Here is a 22966-nt window from a genome sequence, read left to right as displayed (position 1 = left end):
TCGATGCAAGGGCTTCATGGGTCCGTGCTTGCCGAGGGGCCGATCAGAAGACCCGAACCCCTTGTCGATCAAGCTCTTTGTGAACCGGTGACAGATCCAGCGCATCCAGCTCGCGATCGCTTTTGAGCGCATGTGCGGCGGCTATTCCGGCCCCTTGGCCCATAACGGCACAGCAGGCCATATTGCGGGTGGCCGCGTGGGCGACCCTGTCGGCCCCATGAGATCGACCGGCGACCAGCAGGCCCTTGATCCCTTTGGGCAGCATCGAGCGATAGGGGATTTGCATATACCGCCCCGTCGTGGGCAGGATCAGGATACCGTAGCCGTCGATGAATTCGGGGTAGATGCCGATGGAATCTTCGAATCTGCCTTGGTGCCGCGCATCATCTTCGGTCATGTTATAGACCGCATCGATCTTGCGGGTGTCCCGAATGCCGATGGTCATCCCGAAATTTCGCAACCGCGCATTTTCACACCCCGGCATGAAGCGGCGTAGCGCTTCGATGGCCAGCATCGACTGACGGCGGCCCTCGATCTCGCCATGTGTCAGGCTGTCTGGGTCGGTGCCGTCGACATCGGCCAAATGGATGAGATTCATATAGGTCAGCTCGCCTGTATCGTGCATTGCACCCCAGGTCCCTGCGATCGTGTTCAGATGTGGTGGGATCAGCCCCTCGTCAATCGCCTGTTGGAAGGGTTTGTGCACGAAGGGAGAGAACATATTGTCCTCCTTGCCGGAGGTTTCGATGTTCCACTCACCGCCACCGCCCCAATCCTTGTAGGTCTGTGGATCGGACTTCACGCCCTCCATAAAGGCGCGTTTGTCGACGCCTGCCAGATGGAACATGACCGAAGCCGCCATCATATCCTCGCGCGCCGTTTTCTGCGTCGGTGCGCCCGCGCGATGGGCCACATCCGCATCGCCAGTGGCATCAATGACCACCTTGGCCAGGATCGCCTCGCGCCCGGCTTTCGATTCAGTGATGATCCCGGTGATCCGGTCGCCATCCATGATCGGGGCCACGAACTGCCGATGCAACATTGGACGCACGCCTGCCTCTTCGACCAGCTTGTCGGCCACCAGTTTGAACCCTTCGCTGTCCAGTTCATAGCTGAGCGATTGGCTTTCAGGCACCGCTGCGCCCATCTCCTTGGCGCGGGTTTCAAACTCCATACCGATACCGCCGGCTTCGACCGTTTGTTCATGGCGGTACCAGGCAAACCCTTCGACCCCCACGGCGGTGATGTTGCCACCCATGCAGCCGAACCGATCAACCAGCGACACCGCTGCCCCTGCACGCGCCGCTGCCAGCGCCGCCGCCAAACCAGCAGGGCCGGAGCCAACGACCAGAACATCGGTCTGGTGAACCACTGGAATCTGACGGGCGGGTTCCTGAATCGTCTGCATCGGCGCCTCTTGAGTTTTACAATTTCGTTACACTTGGGAAAACTTGATTGGTCGGTCAATCAAAAAACAAACTGAGGCTAAGTTCTTATTTCACCAATGTACGATTGCCCCCGGCGGGGCTTTGGCATAATCACCTTTTTGTTGGAATATCACCCTAAAAGGTTAAGTCATGCGCCTCAGCCGTTACTTTCTGCCCGTTCTCAAGGAAAACCCTGCTGAGGCCCAGATCGTCAGCCACCGGCTGATGCTGCGCGCCGGAATGATCAAGCAGGCTGCTGCCGGTATTTATTCGTGGCTGCCGCTGGGCTTCAAAGTGCTGCGCAAGCTGGAAAACATCGTGCATGAGGAACAGGCGCGGGCAGGGCATATCGCCATTCAGATGCCCATCCTGCAATCGGCGGACTTGTGGCGCGAATCCGGGCGGTATGACGATTATGGTCAGGAAATGCTGCGCATGCAGGACCGCCATGGCCGAGACTTGCTCTATACCCCCACGGCCGAGGAACTGGTGACAGACATATTCCGTGGACATGTCAGCAGTTACAAAGACTTGCCGCTGACGCTTTACCAAATCCAGTGGAAGTTCCGCGACGAAATCCGCCCACGTTTCGGCGTGATGCGCGGGCGCGAGTTCTACATGAAGGACGGCTACAATTTTGACCTGACGAAAGAAGACGCGCTGCACGCTTACAACCGCCATCTGGTGAGCTATCTGCGCACCTATGAGCGTATGGGCTTGCAGGCCATTCCAATGCGCGCCGATTCCGGCCCCATTGGTGGCGACGATACGCATGAGTTTCTGGTGCTGGCTGACACAGGCGAGTCCGAGGTCTTCTATGACAGCGCCGTTACCGATCTGACTTTCGGCGACCGAGACATTGACTATGATGACCGTGCGCAATGTCAGGCGATCCTGGAAGAGTTCACCTCGAAATACGCGCGCACGGATGAAACCCACGATGAGGCGCTGTTCAACCAAGTGCCGGAAGATCGCCGCCGCGTCGCACGTGGGATCGAGGTAGGTCAGATCTTCTACTTCGGCACCAAGTATTCGGAAGCCATGGGCGCGACCGTTCAAGGCCCTGATGGTAAGCCGACACCCGTTCACATGGGCAGCCATGGGATCGGCGTTAGCCGTTTGATCGGTGCTATCATCGAAGCCAGCCACGATGACAAAGGTATTGTCTGGCCCGAGGGCGTGACCCCGTTCCATTGCGGCATCGTTAACCTGAAGCAGGGTGACGACGAAGCGGATGCGGCCTGTGACAAACTCTATGGTGCTCTGACCGCTCTGGGTCTTGAGCCGCTCTATGATGACCGCAATGAACGGGCAGGGGGCAAGTTCGCCACGATGGACCTGATTGGCCTGCCGTGGCGCATCACGGTCGGGCCGCGTGGTCTGAAAAACGGTGTGGTTGAACTGACTTGCCGCCGTACAGGCGAAAGCGAGGAGCTAAGCCCCGAAGCCGCCGTGACCAAAGTTGCGGAAATCTATAAGGGTATCGCCTGACCAAGGCGATACGCGCAGACCAAGGTCAGCGCGGCGTTCTTACTGCGTTGACACTGGGCGGGCGACCAACAGCTCTCCGTCGGCTTGATTGCCGCGCGCGACGACGATCGGGCGGCCCAGCCGGTTGACCAGTTCCTTCAGTTCAAAGCCCAGAAACCGTATCCCGCAAACCCGCTGACCGGTTGCGCGGTCGGTTATGCAAAGGCGGCCCTTGAGGAAGGCGAGGCGATAGCCCTTATCCCTCAACCGGTCTGCCAAACCGTTCCAACTGACAGCTTTTGAAAAAATCGGACGGATCGCAGCCCGCAGCAATGCGGCTGTTTCACAATCCAGTTCTGTTGCTGTTGCACGAACCAAAATACGGTCCGCCCCCTCTGGTGTATTCTGAATATTCATTGAGCGACCCCCGCTCTGAAATGTGTTCCCCCAAATCAGGGTGACAAAGTTTCTAAAAATAAGCAAAAAGCGAAATAATATTGCTTAATATATGTGGCATTTTGAGTTCAGTCACTCACGCAATGCCCGTATTGACTTCATAGCTGAAACAATATGGCGATGTCTGTGAAGGGCGTCACAACCGACAGGGTAGTTGTTGAATCCAACAACACTTTTTATCTGAGCACCCAAAGCAGATGTCAGTGTTGATTCGCTTATTTGAGACGATCACTTTGCATGCGGTCGGTGATGCGTTCACAAGGCGCTTGACCATTGCCCGAAATGCCGAGAGGGTCGCCGCCAAACAACAAGACCGGAGCAGGCATGGCCAAGACACCCCCGCCTTTTGCCCCTTTTGAATGGAAGATCGCCTGGCGATACCTGCGGGCCCGCCGGGCCGAGGGGGGCGTCAGTGTTATGACCTGGATCTCGCTGATTGGGATCACTCTGGCCGTGTTCGCCTTGATCGCGACACTCGCTGTGCGTTCCGGGTTCCGGGCCGAATTCGTCGGCACGATCCTTGGGGCCAATGCACACATCACTGTCTATTCCTCAGGCGAGATTGATGCGCAGGGGCACGTGATACGTACGATGGAGGATTACGAAGAACGCGCAGCGCGGATCGCGCAGGTTCCGGGTGTAGAACGGGCGGCACCTTTGGTCAAAGGTCAGGTTCTGATCACAAATCGCGACCGCAGCAGCGGGGCTGAGGTGTTTGGCATCCGGCCCGATGACCTGATGGACCTGCCGGGCATCGCGCAAGCCGAACAATCGGCGGGGGATTTGTCTCTGTTTCAATCGGGCGAGGACGTGATCGCCATCGGCTCGGGCGTGGCGCGTACCATTGGGGCCACAGTGGGGGATACGGTTAAGCTGACCTCGCCCAACGGTGTCAGAACCGCCTTTGGAACCTCGCCACGTGTGAATGCCTATCGCGTGGTCTATGTGTTTTCCGCGGGGCGATATGACATCGACCGCACGCGCGTTTACATGCCGTTTTCGCAGGCCCAGAGCTTTTTCAACCGCGAGGGCGTGGCGGATGAGATCGAGGTGATGGTCACGCAACCCGAAGCGATGAACCCGATCCTGATCCCAATCCTCGAAGCCTCGGGTGAGCGCAGCCAGATCTGGACATGGCAGGATGCCTCGGGTGGGTTTCTGCGTGCGCTGGAGGTTGAAGACAACGTGATGTTCATCATCCTGTCGATCCTCGTGCTGATTGCCGCGATGAACATTGTCTCGGGCCTGATCATGTTGGTAAAGAACAAGGGTCGTGACATCGGCATCTTGCGCACGATCGGCCTGAGCGAAGGATCGGTGCTGCGGGTGTTTTTCATCTGCGGTGCGTTCACAGGCATCATCGGAACCGCGATGGGTGTCATCTTCGGCTGTCTGTTTGCCATCTACATTGATCCCATCTTTTCTTTTGTGAACTATGCGATGGGCGGTGGAGTCTGGGATCCGTCCATTCGTGGAATCTATGCCCTTCCGGCAGAACTGCATCTCAGCGATGTCCTCAAGGCCGTGGCCCTTTCACTGGGCTTGTCTTTTGTTGTCACATATTTCCCCGCCCGCCGCGCGGCGCGGCTGAACCCGGTTGAGGCACTGCGCTATGAATGATGTGACATTGCGATTGAAGGGCCTGACCAAGACCTACCTGCAAGGAACACCGGGCGAAGTGCAGGTTCTGCGGGGCGTTGATCTGGAATTGAACGCAGGTGAGGCGGTGGCGATGGTCGCACCTTCGGGTGCAGGCAAATCCACCTTGCTGCACATCGCGGGCCTTTTGGATATGCCGGATGACGGTCAGGTTGAAATCGGCGGCCAGGATGTCAGTGGCAAGGGCGACCGCACGCGCACCGCTCTGCGGCGGCAGGACATCGGCTTTGTCTACCAATTCCATCATCTTCTGCCGGAATTTACCGCCTTGGAAAACATCACCCTGCCGCAACTGGCAAACGGGATCGCTGAGAAAGCAGCGCAAGACCGGGCGATGTCATTGCTGGACCGTGTCGGGGTGGCCGCCCGTGCCAGCCATCGCCCGGCGGCTTTGTCGGGTGGCGAACAACAGCGCGTGGCGTTTTGCCGGGCGCTGGCGAACACACCCAAAGTGTTGCTGGCCGATGAGCCAACCGGGAACCTTGATCCGGAAACCTCTGATCAGGTGTTTGATGCGTTGATGAGGCTTGTCCGGGATGAGGGCCTTTCGGCCTTGATTGCAACCCACAACATGGACCTTGCGGCGCGTATGGATCGGATGGTGCGGCTAGAAGGTGGTACTCTCAAGCCAGTTGAGTGATCGCAACGCCCAGAGCCATCACCGTGATCCCACCCGCGCGTATCCATGTCAGCGGCGTGACCTGGGCCCCAAACAGCCCAAAATGATCAATCGCTGCGGTGCTGACTAGTTGGCCAAGAAGCACGAAGAACACTGCATTTCCAACACCGAAATGCGGCGCGACATGAGTGATCGACAAGACGTAAAACGCGACCAGAACGCCTGCGAGCAGCAGGTGTTTGGGGGCCTGTGCAACCTTGGTGATCGCCGCGAAGCCCGGAAACAACAACATCACAAGCGCTGATGCCGCAAAGGCGATGGCAAACAGGATCACCGCAGCCGTGGTGGGGGAACCGATCAGCTTCCCAAGTGCTGCGTTCAATGCGGCAAGGATGGGTACTCCGATTCCGGCGGCCAGCATGATGGCTGCGTATTGTGTCATGAACCTTACCCTCTTGCTTCGTTGATCTGGATCATTGCGCCAAGCGGTCCATCGGACAAGCCTGCAAATGCTATTGCGGATAGGAGAGGATGCGATGAAGTGGTCAAAGCTGGGAACTATAGCTGCCGTGCTTGTCATGTCGGCGCAAAGCGCGGCGGCACAAGATGTACAAACTGGTGCTGAACTGTATCAACACTATTGTGCGACCTGCCACGGAATTGACGCCATGGGGCAAGGCCCAATGGCAGGAGTTCTTATTATTCAGCCGACCGATTTGACGGAACTGACGAAAGACGGGCGTTTCCCAACGGCGCGGGTTGTTGCCCGGATCGACGGGCGTGACCCTTTGGTGAGTCATGGAAGCCCGATGCCGGTGTACGGCCCATATTTTGAAGGGCAAGACACATCCATGAAAACGGAAGAAGGGCAGCCAATTCTGACCAGTCAGCCTATTGTTGATCTGGTGGCCTATCTCAAAACCCTGCAAGGCACCTGAAATCTAGCTGCAAATTCCTTCGATCTTGGCATCGCTCCACGGGATCGCGATGTCACGCTCACGGCCTTCCTGGGGCAGGGGGGAGAGGTCGAAATGCGTACCCAGCATCTTGTGCAGGCGCTTGGTGCGCTGTGCCTGTGGGTCCAACGACCGGCAACAGACATATTCTTCGACAATCGCGCCCTGCTGTTCATAGCCGTAAGACAGAAAGTCGGGCGAGGTATCCAGATCAAACAAATACGGGTCCTCGCGCCCGCCATGCTCTGCCGCCGCACGCAGCGGGTGATAGCCGGTTGTCTTGCGGTTCTGCCACTGCCAGACATGGGTCAGTTCATGCGCCAGCAGCATGGCCGCGATAAGGTTCATCTGCTCGGGATAGTCTGACATGTAGTCTTCGAGATACCAGTCACGCGCGAAGTAAACCTTGTCGAACAAAGCAATTGCCGCAGGTTTCCCTGTTACCGGTCCGGGCTCGATGGGTGGAAGGATACGTTCGCGACAAGCCAAACGCGGGCGTGCTTTTCGGTCATATGTGACCGGCACAACCGGCGCACCTTCGACGAGGCGTACGCGATCCAGGTTGAGCGTGTCGCCTTGTATTTCGTCAGCAAAGTCACGCTCTTGCTGTGTCAGCGGGCGTCCGCAGGTCGCAAGAGCTAGGAACGCTAAAATCAATACACGCAAACTCATGTGCAAAGCCTATCCTGCCGCATCGGTTGCGCAAGCCGTTTTCAAAGGCTCATTGCAAGTACACGGCTGATTTCTGTCAGGGACCGGCCAGATTGATCCATCCAAGTGTTAAAGGCCTGTTGTACGGCGGCCATGGCTTTCTTGGATGTGGGGGCTTTGTCCACTACACCTTCGGCGATCAGCCGTGCGGTCACGTCCTGTGACAGGATAAAGCTGTCGCGGCCTGCAAACCGCATAGCATATTGGGCGGACGCGCCTCCCAACCGTGATCCGCGTTGGCCCAACATGGCCAGAAGGCCGATATAGTCGGTCGAGGGCCATCCGCCCAGAACCTCACCCGCGCCGCCTTGATCGCGCAGTTCGAGCAAGAATGCGGCGTTGTCCCGGACAGTGGCGATCTTGGTTCCATTGCGCACGATCCGAGTGTCCTGCAGCAGAGCGTCGAACTTCTCATCATCCATAAAGGCGCAGCGGCCCACATCGAACCCGTCAAAGGCCGTTTCGAACCCGTCCCATTTCGCCTCGATAACCTTCCAGTTGAACCCCGCCTGAAAGATGCATTTGGTCAGGATCGAGAGCCAGCGATCCTCGGGCATTGCCGCAAGTTCTTGCGGCGTTTTGGGTTTGCTGAGTTTGGCGTTCAAAGCATCTGCCCCGCCATGGCGACCTGCCGATATCTCAAATATCTCATCAAATGAACGCATTGCTTTACCCTCCGCAGCGCCTGCTTGTGCCTTGATGCCAGATCGCTTGTTCAGTTGCCAAGCGTGATAGATGTGCGGCTTCTACTTTGGAAGGAGTGGTCGGAGCCCACAGAGCGTGCTATTTGAAGCGTTCCACCAGATTTACGAGGGTTCCACTATGTTTCTGGCCTATGTCACCACCACAGATCGCGGCGCAACGGACCGGTTGCTCAGCGCGGTCGCGGAGAATCTGCTGGCCTCGGGTGCGAAACTGGCGGGCGTTGTGCAAACCAACACCGAATGTACCGATAGCAGCCGGTGCGATATGGATGTCCGCGTTCTTCCCGCAGGCGATACGATCCGCATCTCGCAGTCTTTGGGCACGCAATCCCGCGGCTGTCGGCTGGATCCGGCGGCGCTTGAACAGGCGGTGGGCTATGTCACTGCGTCCTTGGCAAATTCCCCGCAGCTGTTGATTATCAACAAGTTCGGCAAACATGAGGCCGATGGCCGTGGCTTCCGCCCGGTGATTGCCGAAGCTCTGGCGCAGGACATTCCTGTTCTGGTGGGCGTAAACGGATTGAATCGCGAGAAGTTTTTGGGGTTCACAGGCGGTGAAGCCGAACCACTCGTGCCCGAGTTGTCCGCCATTTCGGCCTGGTTTGACCGTGTGGTGGCTGCAAGGGCGGATGCGGCCTAGGCGCGCGCATACTAATCCTGCTGGTCGGGCAGCAAAACACATTGTCTTCATGGTCTTGTCGCCTTAATGGTTTTTGCGAGATCCAATAGGGCTCAACGTATCTTGCCCGCGTGGTGGAATGGTAGACACAAGAGACTTAAAATCTCTGGGCCGAAAGGCCGTGCCGGTTCGAGTCCGGCCGCGGGTACCAAGATACGTTTTGCAATCCCAAAAAGCCGGTTGCAGATGTCTACACCTTCCAAAGTTCGCATGTTAGCTTTGCCTCGAAAACTCAGGCAAAGGGGTGAACATGCCAGCAACTGTAAAAGAGATGATGGAGGCCGCAAATACGGTCGTGCCGCGTGTGGATGTGACGCAGGCTCAGGCGTTGATCGATCAGGGAGCATTGCTGCTGGATATTCGCGGTGCAGAAGAGGTGCAGAAAACGGGTCGTGCGGCAGGGTCGCATCATATTCCGCGCGGCATGCTGGAATTCCGCGCCGATGAAACGCTGCAATCCCATGATCCGCAGATGCTCAAGGACCGCGCAATTGTGATCTACTGTGCGTCCGGTGGTCGGGCCGCGTTGGCAGGAAAGCTGCTGCTGGATATGGGGTATGAACAGGTGTTCAATCTGGGCGGCTTGAGCGATTGGATGAATGGCGGCGGAAAGGTCGTGGACAGCTGACAAACTGACCCAGATCAACGTCAAAGTATGTTCGTTGGCCTAAGATGACATGACGTTCAACCAAATGGATCACATGTCATGTTTCGTCTTGCTGCGCTGCTTTATTCCATGATTGCCACCGCCCTCGCAGGGTCTGCGGTGATTGGTGTTTTATCGTTGGGCATGGTCTCGGTCATGGCGATTCTGTCAGCCGCCGCTGCGGGTGCGCTTGTCGCGCTTCCGGCGGCTTGGCTGATCGCCCGACGCTTGTACCAGGAGGCAGGTTAGTCAGGCGTTCAGGAATGTTCTGACCGCAGCCTCGAATTCTCGTGGTTTTTCAGCATGCAGCCAGTGGCCTGCGCCTGGGATTTTGGCAAAGCGTGCACCGGGAAACAGGCTGCGAATGTGGTCGCGGTGTTCAGGCAGAACATAGTCGGATGCTGCGCCAGACAGAAACAGGGCGGACCCGTCCCAGGCGCCGCCTATTTCGGGAAATCCCATGATGTTTGGCATCTGATCGGCCAACACATCCAAATTCAGCAACCAGCGTTTTCCCGCAACATTCAGTGACTGCGTGAAAAAGCTCTGCAAAGCGCGTTCAACCCCCAACTCCGCCAGTTGCTGTTCGGCATCCGATCGGCGGTTGACCTGCGACATATCAACGGCGCGCATGGCTTTGATGAACTGAATCTGGCTGTGCCCATATGCGACCGGTGCGATATCGGCCACCACGAGTTTGCGCACCAGATCCCCATGCTGCAGGGTCAGGGCCATCGCGGCTTTACCCCCCATCGAGTGCCCCAGCACATCCACGGATCCGCCGATCTGCTTGATGACCTGAGCGATATCCCCTGCTAAAGCCGGATAGTCGTGTTGTGGGTCCCAAAGGCTGTGCGCATGGTTTCGCATATCCACCGCGATCACCTGCCGTTCATCCGATAGGCGACGTGCGATCACGCCCCAATTCCTGGCCGATCCATAAAGGCCATGAGCAATAACAAGAGGCGGTAGCGCAGTCGGATCGCCATGTACAATCGTGTTCAGCATATCCGCGTGATACAGGTGACCATTTGAAACAACCAGCCCCATTGTGGCGTGCCTTCACAGGAGCTAGTGTCGCGCGTCAGGAGAACGCGATGTCACAAGACGCTAAAATTCAGGATCGAATTGCTGAAACCGTTGCATTGCTGCGGGTCAAGCTAGGCGTGCGTGACAAAACGCTTCAGGCGTCGATTCGCCGGGCCAAACGCCGCCTACCGCGCCGGGTGTTCAAACAGGCGATGGTTCTGGCCCGGGCCGAACAAATGTCAGCCCACCCTAAGCTGCGTTTGGTTCTGGATACGCCTGCTCTGACCAAAGCCGCTGATGAGGTTCAGACCCATCTTAGCGCCATCAATCTGGCCGACCGGCGATGGGGCTGGTTTCTGGGTATGCTGGGTGGACTGGCGTTTAACATGCTGGCCTTTGGGGCACTGCTTCTGGCGTTTCTGATGTGGCGGGGCTTGATCTGATCCACTCTACTGTCTTATGCGCTGTGAACGAGGTTCAAACCCCGAGGACAGCATGACCACAAAATCTCAGCTCAGACGCGAACAGTTGCGCGAGAAACTGATCGAAGCGGCCGAGTTTCGCATTGACCGGGATGGGCTCAAGGACCTCAGGGCGCGGGACTTGTCCAAGGATGCGGGATGCGCGCTGGGTGCCATCTACAATGTGTTCGAGGATTTGAACGCCATTATCATGGCCGTTAACGGGTGCACTTTTCGACGGTTGGGGCAGGCGGTCGGATCCTCCTTTGATGGCAGCGAGCCGCCTGTTCAGCGCCTTGTTGTCATGAGTGTCGCGTATCTGAATTTCGCAGATCAGAACACAAACCTGTGGCGTGCGCTTTTTGATCTTCAAATGGCCGATGATGGTCCGGTGCCCGATTGGTATCGGGATGCGCTTCGCGGGCTTTTTGCCTATATCGCCGAACCTGTTGGCCAGCTTTTTCCTGATCTGGACGGGGTTGAGGCTGATCTGATGACACGCGCCCTATTTTCATCGGTGCATGGCATTGTAACCCTGGGGTTGGAAAACCGCATCTCGGGTGTCCCGCCCGAACAGATCGAACGGATGATCACGCAGGTTCTTTCACGAATTGGAAACAAATAGTTTCCTGAACGACGTTCATAAAATTCTTGAACGTTGTTCATTCTATTTCTATATCCGATTTTTGAACGATGTTCATATATCGGAGGAGCACATGTTCAGTACGTTGAAGACATTGATTAACGGGGCAAACGCCCGGGCCGAAGACCGCCTGCGCGACACCTACTCAATTGAATTGATCGACCAGAAAATCCGCGAGGCCGAGCAGAACCTGAAAGCCGCCAAGCTCACTCTGGCCAGCATGATCCAGAAGCAGCGCAATGAGACGCGGCAGATCGACGGACTAAAGACGCGGATTGACGACCTTATGAACCGGGCGCGTCAGGCATTGGCAGATGAGCGTCAGGATCTGGTGGAAAGTGCCGCTCAGGCGGTGGCTGATCTGGAAAATGAGCTGACGGTGCGGTCGCAAACTGTGGACCGGTTAGAGGCGCGCATTCTTCAACTGCGCCATTCCGTACAGGCAGCCAGCCGTCGGATTTTGGATTTGAAACAAGGTGCAATATCCGCCCGGGCGGTTAAACGAGAACAGGGGCTGCAAAGGCGACTGAACCGGCAACTGGGCGGGGACAGCCCGATTGACGAAGCCGAAACCCTTATCGCACGCGTGATGCAGCAAGAAGATCCGTTTGAACAATCCGAAATCCTGCGGGAAATCGATGCGAGCCTGGATCACAGCACGGTATCTGTGCGGATGGAAGAGGCCGGCTACGGCCCGAAAACCCGTGCCACCGCCGACGATGTGCTGAGCCGGCTTCGCACGCAGCAAGACAGCTAAATCCAATCTCAACCGAACAAGAATTTCTCACGGAGACTTACAATGAATACACGTAACGAAAACGGTTTGATCCTGATGCTGAACGGTGCAGGTGTTGTGGTGGCTTATGCTTTGCTTGCGATCTCGCTGTATCTGTCCACCGATGTGCCGCTGGCCACAAAAGGATATTGGGGCATGGGGATCGTTCTTCTGACGCTTAGCCTGATTAATGTGGTCAAGTACCGCTTTGATGCTCGCACAGCCGAGGATCGGATCAATCGCATCGAAGAGGCGCGGAATGAAAAGCTGCTGGAAGATGCGCTCAAGGATACCGACCCGGATATCTGACACCAACCGCGCCGGGCCCAACAGGGCACGGCGCATGGCCCAACACTTTCAGCGCATACGATGCGCGCAAAAGGGGCGGGAGAGCCCCGTTTCCGACAAAAAACGGCGCCTGGATCATCGGGCGCCGCTTTCTTTAGTTCAGAACCTGATTACAGGTTCGGATAGATCGGGAATTTGGCGCAAAGCTCTGCGACTTCGGCCTTGACCTTGGTCTCGACCGCAGCGTTGCCGTCTTCGCCATTGGCGGCCAGACCGTCGACAACCTCGATGATCCAATCCGCGATCTGGCGGAATTCACCCTCTCCAAAGCCGCGGGTGGTGCCAGCGGGCGAGCCTAGACGGATGCCGCTGGTCACGGTCGGTTTCTCAGGATCAAATGGAACGCCGTTCTTGTTGCAGGTGATATGGGCACGACCAAGCGCCTTCTCGGTCGCGTTGCCCTTGACGCCTTTAGGGCGCAGGTCGACCAGCACCACATGGGTGTCGGTGCCGTGGGTCACCGTGTCCAGACCGCCCTTGATCAGTTGATCCGACAACGCCTGCGCATTGGTGATGACCTGCTGAATATAGCCTTTGAATTCGGGGCGCAGCGCCTCGCCGAAAGCCACCGCCTTGGCTGCGATCACATGCATCAGCGGGCCGCCTTGAATGCCGGGGAAGATGGCCGAGTTCACTTTCTTGGCGATCGCTTCGTCATTGGTCAGGATCATGCCGCCGCGCGGGCCGCGCAGGGTCTTGTGCGTGGTCGTTGTGGCCACATGCGCATGGGGGAAGGGGCTGGGATGTTCACCTGCTGCGATCAGGCCAGCAATATGGGCCATGTCGACGTGCAGATAGGCACCTACCATGTCGGCGATCTCGCGCATGCGAGCAAAGTCGATAACGCGGGGAATGGCCGAGCCGCCCGCGATGATCAGTTTGGGCTGATGCTCTTTCGCCAGCGCTTCGATCTCATCATAGTCGATCAGGTTGTCCTGTTTACGCACACCGTAATGCACGGCGTTGAACCATTTGCCCGACTGGTTGGGAGCCGCGCCGTGGGTCAGGTGACCGCCCGCATCCAGGCTCATGCCCAGAATGGTGTCGCCCGGTTTGATCAGTGCCTGAAACACACCCTGGTTCGCCTGAGATCCAGAATTCGGCTGCACGTTGGCAAAGTCGCAACCAAACAGCTCTTTCGCGCGGTCAATCGCCAGATTCTCGGCGATGTCGACGAATTGACACCCGCCATAGTAGCGACGGCCCGGATAGCCTTCGGCGTATTTGTTGGTCATCACCGAGCCCTGTGCCTGCATCACGGCGGCAGAGACGATGTTCTCGGACGCGATCAGCTCGATCTCGTCACGCTGGCGGCCCAGCTCGGATGTGATCGAGCCGAACAGTTCGGGGTCACGATCAGCAAGGGATTGGGTGAAAAAACCCGTATCACGAATGTTGGCGTTCATTTGCGCTCCATAGAACTGGGGTAGTTAGCTGCGGATTTCCTATAGGAAACCACCTTGAGGCAAAAGCAATAAAGCGACGATTTGGCCAGCTGCGGCGTCAAGTCTGGCCTATTGAGGAAAGGTATGTTTGTTTCGGAACCAAATGTGCAGCACTGGAAACCGGACGTTATGAAAAAGAGAATCGCTTTTCTTGCCAGCGATGCCCAAATGGCTCAGGACGCCCGTGATCGCCTGATCCAGACCTATGGAAACGCAGCTCCGCGCGATGCAGATGTTGTCGTCGCTTTGGGCGGCGATGGCTTTATGTTGCGGACGGTGAAGAACCTGCAGCATCTCGATACACCCGTTTATGGTATGAACCGGGGCACCATCGGCTTTCTGATGAACACCTATCACGAAGATGATCTGCTGGCCCGTCTTGAAGATGCGCAGGAAGAGGTCATCAATCCGTTGGCCATGCGCGCGATGGACCAATCGGGAAAGCTGCATCAGGCGCTGGCGATTAACGAGGTTTCATTGCTGCGGGCAGGGCCTCAGGCCGCGCGATTGAAGATCAGCGTTGATGGGCGCGAACGCATGACAGAGTTGATGTGCGATGGGGCGCTTCTATCCACGCCTGCGGGATCAACGGCCTATAACTACTCGGCCCACGGGCCGATTCTGCCGATTGGAGCGGACGTTCTGGCTCTGACGCCCATCGCTGCATTTCGGCCCCGCCGCTGGCGCGGGGCGCTTTTGCCCAAGATTGCAAAGGTGCGATTTGACGTGTTGGATGCGGATAAACGCCCCGTGATGGCGGATGCGGATTCCGTCTCGTTTCCAGATATCGATTGGGTCGAGATCAGATCCGAGCCTGCTATCAAACACCGTATTTTGTTTGATCCCGGCCATGGTCTTGAAGAGCGTTTGATCTCGGAGCAATTCACATAGATCGCGAATTTTTGAGATTTTTTTGGCGTTGTGTGAAGAAGTTCACACTCGATTTTTTAACGTTTGGCTAATCTGAACAGGCTCGGAGATCACGCTATGGTGGGAGTGAGTGGCCACCAAACGGCGTTTTCGAATGATTGCGCAAATTTCGCGCTGGCGAGGGTGGGTGGTGCTACGCTCGTCATCAGATATCCGGGCACATTTAAGCAGCTGGACCCCGGGCAAAATACCCCGGGGTCTATTTCTTTTCAAAGGCTTAAGTGCTGCTTTCCATCTGGTCCCAAAGTGGCAAACACATCTGCCCGACCCGCGTCTCAATCGCTGCGGCAGCATCTACGGCCAGATCTTCACGCCAGCGACGCGCCGCAATTTGTATGTTGATGGGCTGTGGCCCATTGGGCAGATCTGCCAGCCGGGCTGGAACACAAGCGGCGGGCAGGCCCAAAAAGTTCATCGCATAGGAATAAACGGCGCAGCCCAGAACCTCATGCACACCTCCGGCCCCTTCGGTGTCGCGGTCTGGTTTAAAAAACGGCTGGGGCAGGAAGGGCGACAAGACCAGAGGATAGTCCTGCAAGAACAGGGACCATTCGCGCGCATAGTGGCTGCGTTTGGCCAGCATCTGCAGCAGCTCGGTTTCGACGATGGGCGGGAATTCCTGAAAATAGACATCAAAGATGTCCCGGATGGTTTGTGATCCTGCCGCTTCAACATCCGATTTCATAAGCGTCAGAACTTCTCCCATCAGGGTGCGATACCCGATGCGTCCGCACTCAAACACATCGGGCGGATCGATCTCAACCACCCTATAGCCTGCATCCAGCAAGGCGTCTTTGGCCGTGTCCAGCGCCTTTTCGACCTCTGCATGCAGGGCATAGCCAAAGGTGTTTTTGGTAAAGGCCACTTTGATCGGACCTTCCAATGCCGCTCCGCGCCAGGACATCGGCACGTGGAAGGGGTCCCGTGGGTCCGCGGCAATCAGACTTGGCATGGACAGATGAAGATCCGCAGCAGACCGGGTGAGCAGCCCCTGAACAGACATGGATTGTGCCAGTAACCCGCGCTCGGCCTTTTGGCTGGGGTTCCAGGCGGGAACACGGCCCAGGCCGGGTTTCACCGTGACCGCCCCGTTTGCAGCGGCCGGAAACCGCAGGCTGCCGCCGATATCGTTGCCATGCGCCAGCGCGCCGATGCCTGCCATCACCGCAGCGCCCGCACCCCCCGAGGATCCCCCGGCCGAGATATGACGGCCCCAGGGGTTGTGTGTGCGGCCATAAAGCGGGTTGTCGGTATCTGCGCGAAACGAGAATTCAGGTGTGTTCGTGCGCCCGATCACAATTGCACCTGCCTTTTGCAGGTTCGACACAACCGGCGCGTCATCTGGCGCGATCACGTCCTTCAACGCGACCACGCCGTTTGTGGTGGCGTGGCCCTTTTGATCGACATTCACTTTGATCGTGACCGGCACTCCATAAAGCGGGCCGGGGTTTTCGCCTTTGGCCCTTAACTGATCCAACCCTCGGGCGCGTTCCAACGCCTCGGTGCTCAGATATTCGACCACCGCATTAAGATCAGGATTTACGGCATTCATCCGATCAATCGCCGCCTGAACCGAGGTTTCGGCACTTAGATCACCGCGATGGGTCAGATCGGTCAGCTCAGCCGCGCTGAGACGCCAGATATCACTTTTTGTCATGGGCCCTCTCTGTCTACCAGCGACAGTAGGGGGCCTGTTTCAGGTTGCAAGAGGAGACGGTGCGAACCGCCCCCTTTCTATTGTGCGTAGCCGATGGTCTGCAGGGCCGTTCTGATCTCATCCAAAATGACCGGATCGTCTATGGTTGCGGGCATCTTGTAGTCCTGCCCATCTGCGATTGAAACCATCGTACCGCGCAGGATCTTACCCGAACGCGTCTTCGGCAAACGATCCACTACAACCGCCAATTTGAAGGCTGCGACCGGTCCGATCTTGTCGCGAACCATCTTGACGACCTCCTGAACCACATCGCCGTGATCACGTGTTGCGCCTGCATTCAGGCACAGGAAACCCACCGGCATCTGGCCTTTCAACTGATCCGAAACACCGATCACCGCGCATTCGGCAACATCGGGGTGGGCGGCCAGAACTTCTTCCATGCCGCCCGTCGACAGGCGATGACCGGCCACGTTGATCACATCATCGGTGCGCGCCATGATGTAAAGATATCCATCCTCGTCGATCATGCCTGCGTCGCCGGTCTCATAATAGCCGGGGAAATGTTCAAGATAGGATTTCTTGAATCGCGCTTCGGCATTCCACAATGTCGGCAGCGTACCGGGAGGCAGGGGCAGCTTTACTGCAATCGCCCCCAATTCGCCCGGTTTCATCGGATGGCCGCCTTCATCAAGGATTTGCACATCATAACCGGGCATCGGCTTGGCCGGAGAGCCTAGCTTAATTGGAAGTTCCTCAATTCCCAGCGGGTTGCCTGCGATGGTCCAGCCGGTTTCCGTCTGCCACCAGTGATCGATCACTGGAACCTTAAGCGCGTCTTGCGCCCAAATGATTGTATCGGGATCGGCCCGCTCACCCGCCAGATAGAGCGCCCGCAGACAGGATAGATCGTATGTCGAAAGCAGCTCGCCCTTTGGGTCTTCGCGTTTGACTGCGCGGATCGCAGTCGGCGCGGTAAAAAAGCTGCGCACATTATGTTCCGAAATCACGCGCCAGAAGGTGCCTGCATCTGGTGTGCCCACAGGTTTGCCCTCGAACACAATCGTGGTGTTGCCGTGGATCAGCGGGGCGTAGCAGATATAGGAATGCCCAACGACCCAGCCCACATCAGAAGCCGCCCAGAACACATCGCCCGGATCGACATTATAGATGTTCTTCATCGACCAGTTGAGCGCCACCAGATGCCCGGCTGTTGGGCGCACAACGCCTTTCGGCGCGCCAGTGGTGCCCGAAGTGTAAAGGATATAGGCCGGGTCATTGCCCGCCACGGGAACACATTCGGCGGGTTCAACGCCGTACTGGAAGCCATGCCAGTTGAAATCGCGCCCTTTGATCAGCTGTGCAACCTCTTGTTCACGCTGAAAAATCACACAGAATTCGGGCTTGTGTTCGGACAGTTCGATGGCCCCGTCCAACAACGGTTTGTAGTGTACAACACGGCCCGGTTCCAACCCGCAAGAGGCGGCAATAATCGCCTTGGGTTTCGCGTCATCGATCCGAACCGCCAGTTCGTTGCTGGCAAACCCACCAAAAACAACCGAGTGAACAGCACCTAGGCGCGCGCAGGCCAGCATCGCCTCAAGCGCTTCTGGGATCATGGGCATGTAGATGATGACCCGGTCGCCCTTCTCGACGCCTTTGGCGCGCAGAGCTCCGGCCAGTGTGGCAACACGGTTGCGCAGTTCGACATACGAGATCTCGCGCTTGGTATGCGTGATCGGGCTGTCATAGATAATCGCGGCCTGTTCGCCGCGCCCGTTTTCGACATGGCGGTCAACAGCGTTCCAGCAAGTGTTGACCTGCGCATCGCTGAACCATTCGTAAAGAGGGGCGTCGTCGTCAAACAAAGCCTTGGTCGGAGGTTGAACCCAGTCGATCCCTTTTGCAGCGTCCATCCAGAACGCCTCGGGGTTGTTTTTCCAGCTGTCGTAAACGTCCTGATATGCCAATTCATCGTCCTCCCAAAGCAATGCGCTTGTTGTTAGGGACCGTCTGCATTTCAGACAAGCTGCGCAAGTGACGGCGCGTCAGTTTATCGCAAAACATTTGCAGGAATGTTCAGAATTGGCTGCAAATTTTTGCAAACTCACTGAAAACTTATGGTCTGAGTTTAGGAAAGTCTGAAATTGCAAATTTGCTAACTTGCTGCTGCAAAGAGCCGACTCGGTCTTTAATCGTGCCGGCCCAGTTTGCGCCCAGTTCAACCATATTGCGCGACCGGAGTACCGGCGATGGCGGCCATGTTCAGCAATCCGCGGGCAGTGATAGCCGGGGTGACGATATGAGCTTTGTTGCCCATGCCCATAAGTATTGGTCCGACCTCGATGCCGTTTGCCTTCATTTTCAGAACATTCCGAACCCCACTTGCAGCATCCGCATGTGCAAAAATCAGCACATTGGCGACACCATCCAGGCGCGAGTCGGGGAATATGCGGGACCGCAAATCCGGGTCCAGCGCTGTATCCAAGTTCATCTCACCCTCATAGATGAAATCCCTTGGTTTCTGGTCCAGTATCTCGATGGCCGCGCGCAGGCGCTTGCCGGACCCTTCCGCCTGATTGCCGAACTGCGATTGTGAGCAAAAGGCGATCTTGGGTTCAATACCAAAGCGGCGCACATGCCGGGCTGCTCCGATGGTTGCTTCGGCCAGTTCCTCGGGCGAGGGCAACTGACGCACATGAGTATCCGCGATGAATAGCGGGCCATCTTCAAGGATCATCAGAGACAACGCACCGTGAGGGTGTAGAGCAGCTGTGTTCAAAACCTGCTCGACGTAGTTCAAGTGCCAGCGGTATTCACCAAACGTGCCGCAAATCATACTGTCAGCTTCACCCCTGTGCACCATGATCGCGCCGATGGCGGTGGTGTTAGTGCGCATGATGGCCTTGGCCAGATCGGGCGTCACACCCTGGCGTTGCATGATTTTATGGTAGGAATTCCAATAGTCGTAATACCGCGGATCATTTTCAGGGTTTACGATCTGGCAGTCTGTGCCGGGTCGGATCGTAAGGCCCAGCCGCTCACAGCGTGCCTCGATCACTTCAGGGCGACCGATCAGGATCGGCGTTTCAGTGGTTTCTTCCAAAATAGCCTGAGCGGCGCGCAGGACACGCTCATCCTCGCCCTCGGCAAACACGATCCGGCGCGAGGCAGCAGCGGCGGCTTCGAACACGGGTCGCATAAGCAAGGCGGATTTGAAGACAGTCTGGTTCAGCTTTTCCTTATAGGCATCCAGATCCTCAATCGGGCGCTTTGCCACCCCGCTGTCCATCGCGGCCTTGGCGACCGAGGATGACACAACGCCCACCAAGCGCGGGTCAAAGGGCTTGGGGATCAGGTAGTCGGGCCCAAATGTCAGCTGTTCGCCCTTATAGGCCGCTGCAGCCTCGGCGCTTGTGGTGGCGCGGGCCATTTCGGCGATCCCATCCACACAGGCGATTTGCATCTCATCATTGATTTCGGTCGCGCCAACGTCCAGCGCGCCCCGGAAGATGAATGGGAAACACAGGACATTGTTGACCTGATTGGGAAAATCACTGCGGCCCGTTGCGATGATCGCGTCAGGGGCCACTTCGCGCGCCGCTTGTGGCAGGATTTCAGGCGTAGGGTTGGCCAGAGCAAAGATAATCGGCTGTTTGGCCATCCTGCTGACCATCTCGGGCTTCAGCACATTGGGACCGCTGAGGCCCAGGAACAGATCCGCGCCGTCGATCACGTCATCCAGCGTGCGCAGATCGGTCTTTTGCGCGAACTGATCCTTGTGCGGGTTCATATCCTCTTCGCGGCCTTCATAGACCAGCCCGTGTATATCGCACAGCCAGATGTTTTCACGCTTCACACCGAGTTTGACCAGCATGCTGAGGCAGGCGATCCCGGCGGCCCCGCCACCGGTCGAGACGATCTTGATATCTTCAAAAGATTTACCGGCAACGTGCAGCGCATTCTTGGCAGCCGCTCCGACCACAATCGCCGTCCCGTGCTGGTCGTCGTGGAACACGGGGATATTCATACGCTCGCGGCACAGCTTTTCGACAATAAAGCAATCCGGGGCCTTGATATCCTCCAGATTAATCGCTCCAAAGGTTGGTTCCAGCGCGCAGACGATATTGGCCAGCTTTTCCGGGTCGGGCTGGTCCAGTTCGATATCGAAACAATCGATCCCGGCGAATTTCTTAAACAGAACCGCCTTGCCCTCCATCACCGGTTTGGAGGCCAGAGCGCCGATATTGCCCAGCCCCAGAACAGCCGTGCCATTTGAGACGACACCCACCAGATTGCCTCGCGCCGTATAGTGCTCGGCATTTGAGGGGTCGGCTTTAATCTCAAGGCTGGCCTCGGCCACCCCCGGAGAATAGGCACGCGCCAGATCGCGGCCATTGGCCATGGGTTTCGTTGCCCTGATCTCAAGCTTTCCGGGTTTCGGATGGGCGTGATAGTCGAGTGCGGCTTGTCTTTGGCTGCTTGAGTCTGACATCAGCGGTACGGCTCCGTTTTGAGATTTGGTTTAGTGTTAAACTATTTGTTTTGACTTGGCTACGCTGCGTCACCTTCCTACATCAGTATCACGTCTTTTCTCTGCCTGGTCGGATTTCTGCGATCCCGTTGTGGTCCGATTGCGACGGTGTTGCTGCCAGATTAGGCCGTATTTGACTGCGGATTGGCGCCGGGAATGTTCTTTTCGATTGGCATTTTGGCTACGGTTCTGATCGGATAGCCGAAACTGCTGACCGAAGAGACCAAAGATGAGCCAAACTGTAACTCCTTCGCCGATCCGCGCTGAAATCCGCCTGCCCACGCAGGAGTTGAGAGAGGATATCCCGTTCTACACCAAAGTGTTGGGGATGAAGATGGATATGATCTATCCAGCCGATGACCCTCGGGTCGGGGTGTTTTCCGGGCATGGGTTGCGGCTGCGGATTGAAAAGGATGCGCCGGAACCAGCAGGCACCTTGCGTATTCTGACGGACGATCCCGATGGCTTTGCCGAAGGCAAGCGCGCGCTGGTCGCGCCAAATGGCACACGCATTGAAATCGAAGAGCTTGATCCGCCTCTTGTGATGCCAGAAACGGTGCATTCTTTTGTGGTTCGCAGACTCAAGGATCAGGCCCCATGGATCATTGGTCGGGCTGGGATGCACTATCGCGATTTGGTGCCGGATCGCTTGGGGGGTTCGATCATCGCCAGTCATATCCGCATTCCCGACGGTGGTCCGGTGCCGGATATGGTGCATTTCCACAAGGTTGGGTTCCAGCTGATCTTTTGCATCCATGGCTGGGTCGATGTTGTTTATGAGGATCAGGGCGACAAGATGCGCCTGAACGCCGGCGATTGTTTTATCCAGCCACCGGAAATCCGCCACCGCGTGCTGGAAGCCTCAGATAATGTGCAGGTGATCGAGATTGGCGTCCCGGCCGAACATGTGACCGAGATTGATCATGAAATGACGCTTCCGACCCCGCATTTGCGCCCGGAACGGGAATGGCAGGGCCAGCGCTTTGTGTATAACAAGGCGCTGGATGCGGAATGGGTGCCGTTCCGCCTTCCGGGTTATATCTGCCGCGACACGACGATTGCCGAGAACACCAAAGGCGTGGCCGGCGTGCAGGTCGTGCGTCGAGGGCACGGTCAGCCCGTCTGGGCGCGTCACGACACCGATATTCACTTTGCCTTCGTGATGGATGGAGAGGTCACATTGGAAGGGGAAGGTCGCGAACCCTATAGGCTGGAGCAAGGTGATGCCTTCGTGATCCCGCCGGGAATGCGGAACCGATTGTCTGATCCGTCCGACAATATCGAATTGCTTGAGGTCACCTTGCCGGGAACGTTCAATACGACACTGGATTAGTCAAAAAACAAACGCTCAGGGGTTCAACTTCCCCGGAGTTTTTCAGTAAGGTATGTTTTTCTGACCGGTTGATCAAAAATAGGGAATCGCCATGTCGCTCAAAGATGCCGCCCTGAAAGTTCGCGAAAACGCCCATGCGCCATATTCGAATTTTAAGGTGGGCGCGGCGGTCCTGTCTGGCTCGGGCGCGCTCTATGTCGGCTGCAATGTTGAGAATGTGGCCTATCCCGAAGGCACCTGTGCCGAGGCTGGGGCAATTGCCGCGATGGTTGCCGCAGGTGAGACCGAACTGGCCGAAGTCTATGTGGTGGCCCAAAGCCCGCAGCCGGTGCCGCCCTGCGGCGGGTGCCGCCAAAAGCTGGCCGAGTTTGGTGCGCGCAGCGTCAAGGTAACCTTGGCAACCACGGATGGCGTCGAGTTTGAAACAACCATCGGAGACCTTCTGCCCGGCGCGTTCGACGCTTCTCATATGCAGGACGTCTGACCA

Annotated in this window: 24 protein-coding genes and 1 tRNA gene; 15 read left to right on the top strand and 10 right to left on the bottom strand. The window is 57.1% G+C overall.

Annotated features, from left to right (window positions below; translation table 11 throughout):
- Positions 1-43: 43 nt before the first annotated feature.
- On the bottom strand, positions 44-1408 hold the full coding sequence (locus AC2FGE_RS12155) for an FAD-dependent oxidoreductase (RefSeq protein WP_496819474.1): 1365 nt from the start codon (positions 1406-1408) through the stop codon (positions 44-46).
- A 169-nt stretch (positions 1409-1577) separates the two neighbouring features.
- Between AC2FGE_RS12155 and proS the strand changes: the two genes are divergently transcribed.
- On the top strand, positions 1578-2918 hold the full coding sequence (gene proS, locus AC2FGE_RS12150; protein ID WP_496819473.1) for a proline--tRNA ligase: 1341 nt from the start codon (positions 1578-1580) through the stop codon (positions 2916-2918).
- Between the two features lie 39 nt (positions 2919-2957).
- Here proS and AC2FGE_RS12145 read toward each other — a convergent pair whose 3' ends face one another.
- The gene (locus tag AC2FGE_RS12145; RefSeq protein WP_496819472.1) at positions 2958-3314 is read right to left on the bottom strand and encodes a hypothetical protein; all 357 of its coding nucleotides are present in this window, start codon (positions 3312-3314) and stop codon (positions 2958-2960) included.
- Positions 3315-3677: 363 nt separating this feature from the next.
- Here AC2FGE_RS12145 and AC2FGE_RS12140 point away from each other — a divergent pair, with 363 nt between their 5' ends.
- Positions 3678-4973 (top strand): lipoprotein-releasing ABC transporter permease subunit, encoded by a 1296-nt coding sequence (locus tag AC2FGE_RS12140; RefSeq protein WP_496819471.1) that lies wholly within the window; start codon positions 3678-3680, stop codon positions 4971-4973.
- A complete protein-coding gene (locus AC2FGE_RS12135) occupies positions 4966-5652 on the top strand; it encodes an ABC transporter ATP-binding protein (protein WP_496819470.1) in 687 nt (228 codons plus the stop codon). The genes AC2FGE_RS12140 and AC2FGE_RS12135 overlap by 8 nt, the downstream gene beginning before the upstream one ends.
- On the opposite strand, the gene AC2FGE_RS12130 is transcribed toward AC2FGE_RS12135, so the two are convergent.
- Positions 5636-6073 carry a DMT family transporter gene (locus tag AC2FGE_RS12130; RefSeq protein WP_496819469.1) on the bottom strand — a complete coding sequence of 146 codons (438 nt, stop codon included), beginning with the start codon at positions 6071-6073 and terminating at the stop codon, positions 5636-5638. The genes AC2FGE_RS12135 and AC2FGE_RS12130 overlap by 17 nt on opposite strands.
- A 94-nt stretch (positions 6074-6167) precedes the next feature.
- Here AC2FGE_RS12130 and AC2FGE_RS12125 point away from each other — a divergent pair, with 94 nt between their 5' ends.
- Complete coding sequence (locus tag AC2FGE_RS12125) at positions 6168-6569, top strand: c-type cytochrome (RefSeq protein WP_496819468.1); 402 nt, start codon at positions 6168-6170, stop codon at positions 6567-6569.
- 3 nt (positions 6570-6572) lie between these two features.
- Here the strand turns inward: AC2FGE_RS12125 and AC2FGE_RS12120 are convergent, their stop codons facing one another.
- Positions 6573-7259 (bottom strand): hypothetical protein, encoded by a 687-nt coding sequence (locus tag AC2FGE_RS12120; RefSeq protein WP_496819467.1) that lies wholly within the window; start codon positions 7257-7259, stop codon positions 6573-6575.
- A gap of 41 nt (positions 7260-7300) precedes the next feature.
- Entirely contained in the window at positions 7301-7963 is a 663-nt protein-coding gene (locus tag AC2FGE_RS12115) for a DNA-3-methyladenine glycosylase I (RefSeq protein WP_496819466.1), read from the bottom strand.
- 157 nt (positions 7964-8120) lie between these two features.
- On the opposite strand from AC2FGE_RS12115, the gene AC2FGE_RS12110 reads away from it, so the two are divergent.
- From AC2FGE_RS12110 to AC2FGE_RS12095, 4 genes are all read left to right on the top strand, one after another.
- On the top strand, positions 8121-8642 hold the full coding sequence (locus AC2FGE_RS12110; protein ID WP_496819465.1) for a DUF2478 domain-containing protein: 522 nt from the start codon (positions 8121-8123) through the stop codon (positions 8640-8642).
- Positions 8643-8746: 104 nt separating this feature from the next.
- A tRNA-Leu gene (locus AC2FGE_RS12105) sits at positions 8747-8832 on the top strand.
- Between the two features lie 99 nt (positions 8833-8931).
- Entirely contained in the window at positions 8932-9309 is a 378-nt protein-coding gene (locus AC2FGE_RS12100) for a rhodanese-like domain-containing protein (protein ID WP_496819464.1), read from the top strand.
- Between the two features lie 78 nt (positions 9310-9387).
- Positions 9388-9576 (top strand): hypothetical protein, encoded by a 189-nt coding sequence (locus AC2FGE_RS12095; protein ID WP_480547497.1) that lies wholly within the window; start codon positions 9388-9390, stop codon positions 9574-9576.
- Here AC2FGE_RS12095 and AC2FGE_RS12090 read toward each other — a convergent pair whose 3' ends face one another.
- Positions 9577-10377: an alpha/beta fold hydrolase gene (locus tag AC2FGE_RS12090; protein ID WP_496819463.1), complete on the bottom strand. Its 801-nt coding sequence runs from the start codon at positions 10375-10377 to the stop codon at positions 9577-9579.
- Positions 10378-10424: 47 nt separating this feature from the next.
- On the opposite strand from AC2FGE_RS12090, the gene AC2FGE_RS12085 reads away from it, so the two are divergent.
- The 4 genes from AC2FGE_RS12085 (at position 10425) to AC2FGE_RS12070 (ending at position 12544) form a co-directional block, all read left to right on the top strand.
- Entirely contained in the window at positions 10425-10799 is a 375-nt protein-coding gene (locus AC2FGE_RS12085) for a hypothetical protein (RefSeq protein ID WP_496819462.1), read from the top strand.
- A 52-nt stretch (positions 10800-10851) separates the two neighbouring features.
- A complete protein-coding gene (locus AC2FGE_RS12080; protein WP_496819461.1) occupies positions 10852-11442 on the top strand; it encodes a TetR/AcrR family transcriptional regulator in 591 nt (196 codons plus the stop codon).
- A gap of 91 nt (positions 11443-11533) precedes the next feature.
- A complete protein-coding gene (locus AC2FGE_RS12075; RefSeq protein WP_496819460.1) occupies positions 11534-12217 on the top strand; it encodes a PspA/IM30 family protein in 684 nt (227 codons plus the stop codon).
- A 42-nt stretch (positions 12218-12259) separates the two neighbouring features.
- Entirely contained in the window at positions 12260-12544 is a 285-nt protein-coding gene (locus AC2FGE_RS12070; RefSeq protein WP_496819459.1) for a YiaA/YiaB family inner membrane protein, read from the top strand.
- Between the two features lie 149 nt (positions 12545-12693).
- On the opposite strand, the gene glyA is transcribed toward AC2FGE_RS12070, so the two are convergent.
- On the bottom strand, positions 12694-13989 hold the full coding sequence (gene glyA / locus AC2FGE_RS12065) for a serine hydroxymethyltransferase (protein ID WP_496819458.1): 1296 nt from the start codon (positions 13987-13989) through the stop codon (positions 12694-12696).
- A gap of 168 nt (positions 13990-14157) precedes the next feature.
- On the opposite strand from glyA, the gene AC2FGE_RS12060 reads away from it, so the two are divergent.
- Entirely contained in the window at positions 14158-14919 is a 762-nt protein-coding gene (locus AC2FGE_RS12060; protein ID WP_496819457.1) for an NAD kinase, read from the top strand.
- A gap of 256 nt (positions 14920-15175) precedes the next feature.
- Here the strand turns inward: AC2FGE_RS12060 and AC2FGE_RS12055 are convergent, their stop codons facing one another.
- The 3 genes from AC2FGE_RS12055 to AC2FGE_RS12045 form a co-directional block, all read right to left on the bottom strand.
- On the bottom strand, positions 15176-16615 hold the full coding sequence (locus AC2FGE_RS12055; RefSeq protein ID WP_496819456.1) for an amidase family protein: 1440 nt from the start codon (positions 16613-16615) through the stop codon (positions 15176-15178).
- Between the two features lie 77 nt (positions 16616-16692).
- Positions 16693-18582 carry a propionate-CoA ligase PrpE gene (prpE, locus tag AC2FGE_RS12050; RefSeq protein ID WP_496819455.1) on the bottom strand — a complete coding sequence of 630 codons (1890 nt, stop codon included), beginning with the start codon at positions 18580-18582 and terminating at the stop codon, positions 16693-16695.
- 251 nt (positions 18583-18833) lie between these two features.
- Positions 18834-21107 (bottom strand): NADP-dependent malic enzyme, encoded by a 2274-nt coding sequence (locus AC2FGE_RS12045; protein WP_496819454.1) that lies wholly within the window; start codon positions 21105-21107, stop codon positions 18834-18836.
- 268 nt (positions 21108-21375) lie between these two features.
- On the opposite strand from AC2FGE_RS12045, the gene AC2FGE_RS12040 reads away from it, so the two are divergent.
- Positions 21376-22479: a cupin domain-containing protein gene (locus AC2FGE_RS12040; RefSeq protein ID WP_496819453.1), complete on the top strand. Its 1104-nt coding sequence runs from the start codon at positions 21376-21378 to the stop codon at positions 22477-22479.
- A gap of 91 nt (positions 22480-22570) precedes the next feature.
- Positions 22571-22963 carry a cytidine deaminase gene (locus tag AC2FGE_RS12035; protein WP_496819452.1) on the top strand — a complete coding sequence of 131 codons (393 nt, stop codon included), beginning with the start codon at positions 22571-22573 and terminating at the stop codon, positions 22961-22963.
- The last annotated feature ends 3 nt before the right edge of the window (positions 22964-22966 follow it).

This window comes from Ruegeria sp. YTSA075 (assembly GCF_059610245.1).
This window is presented reverse-complemented; position numbering and strand designations above follow the sequence as displayed.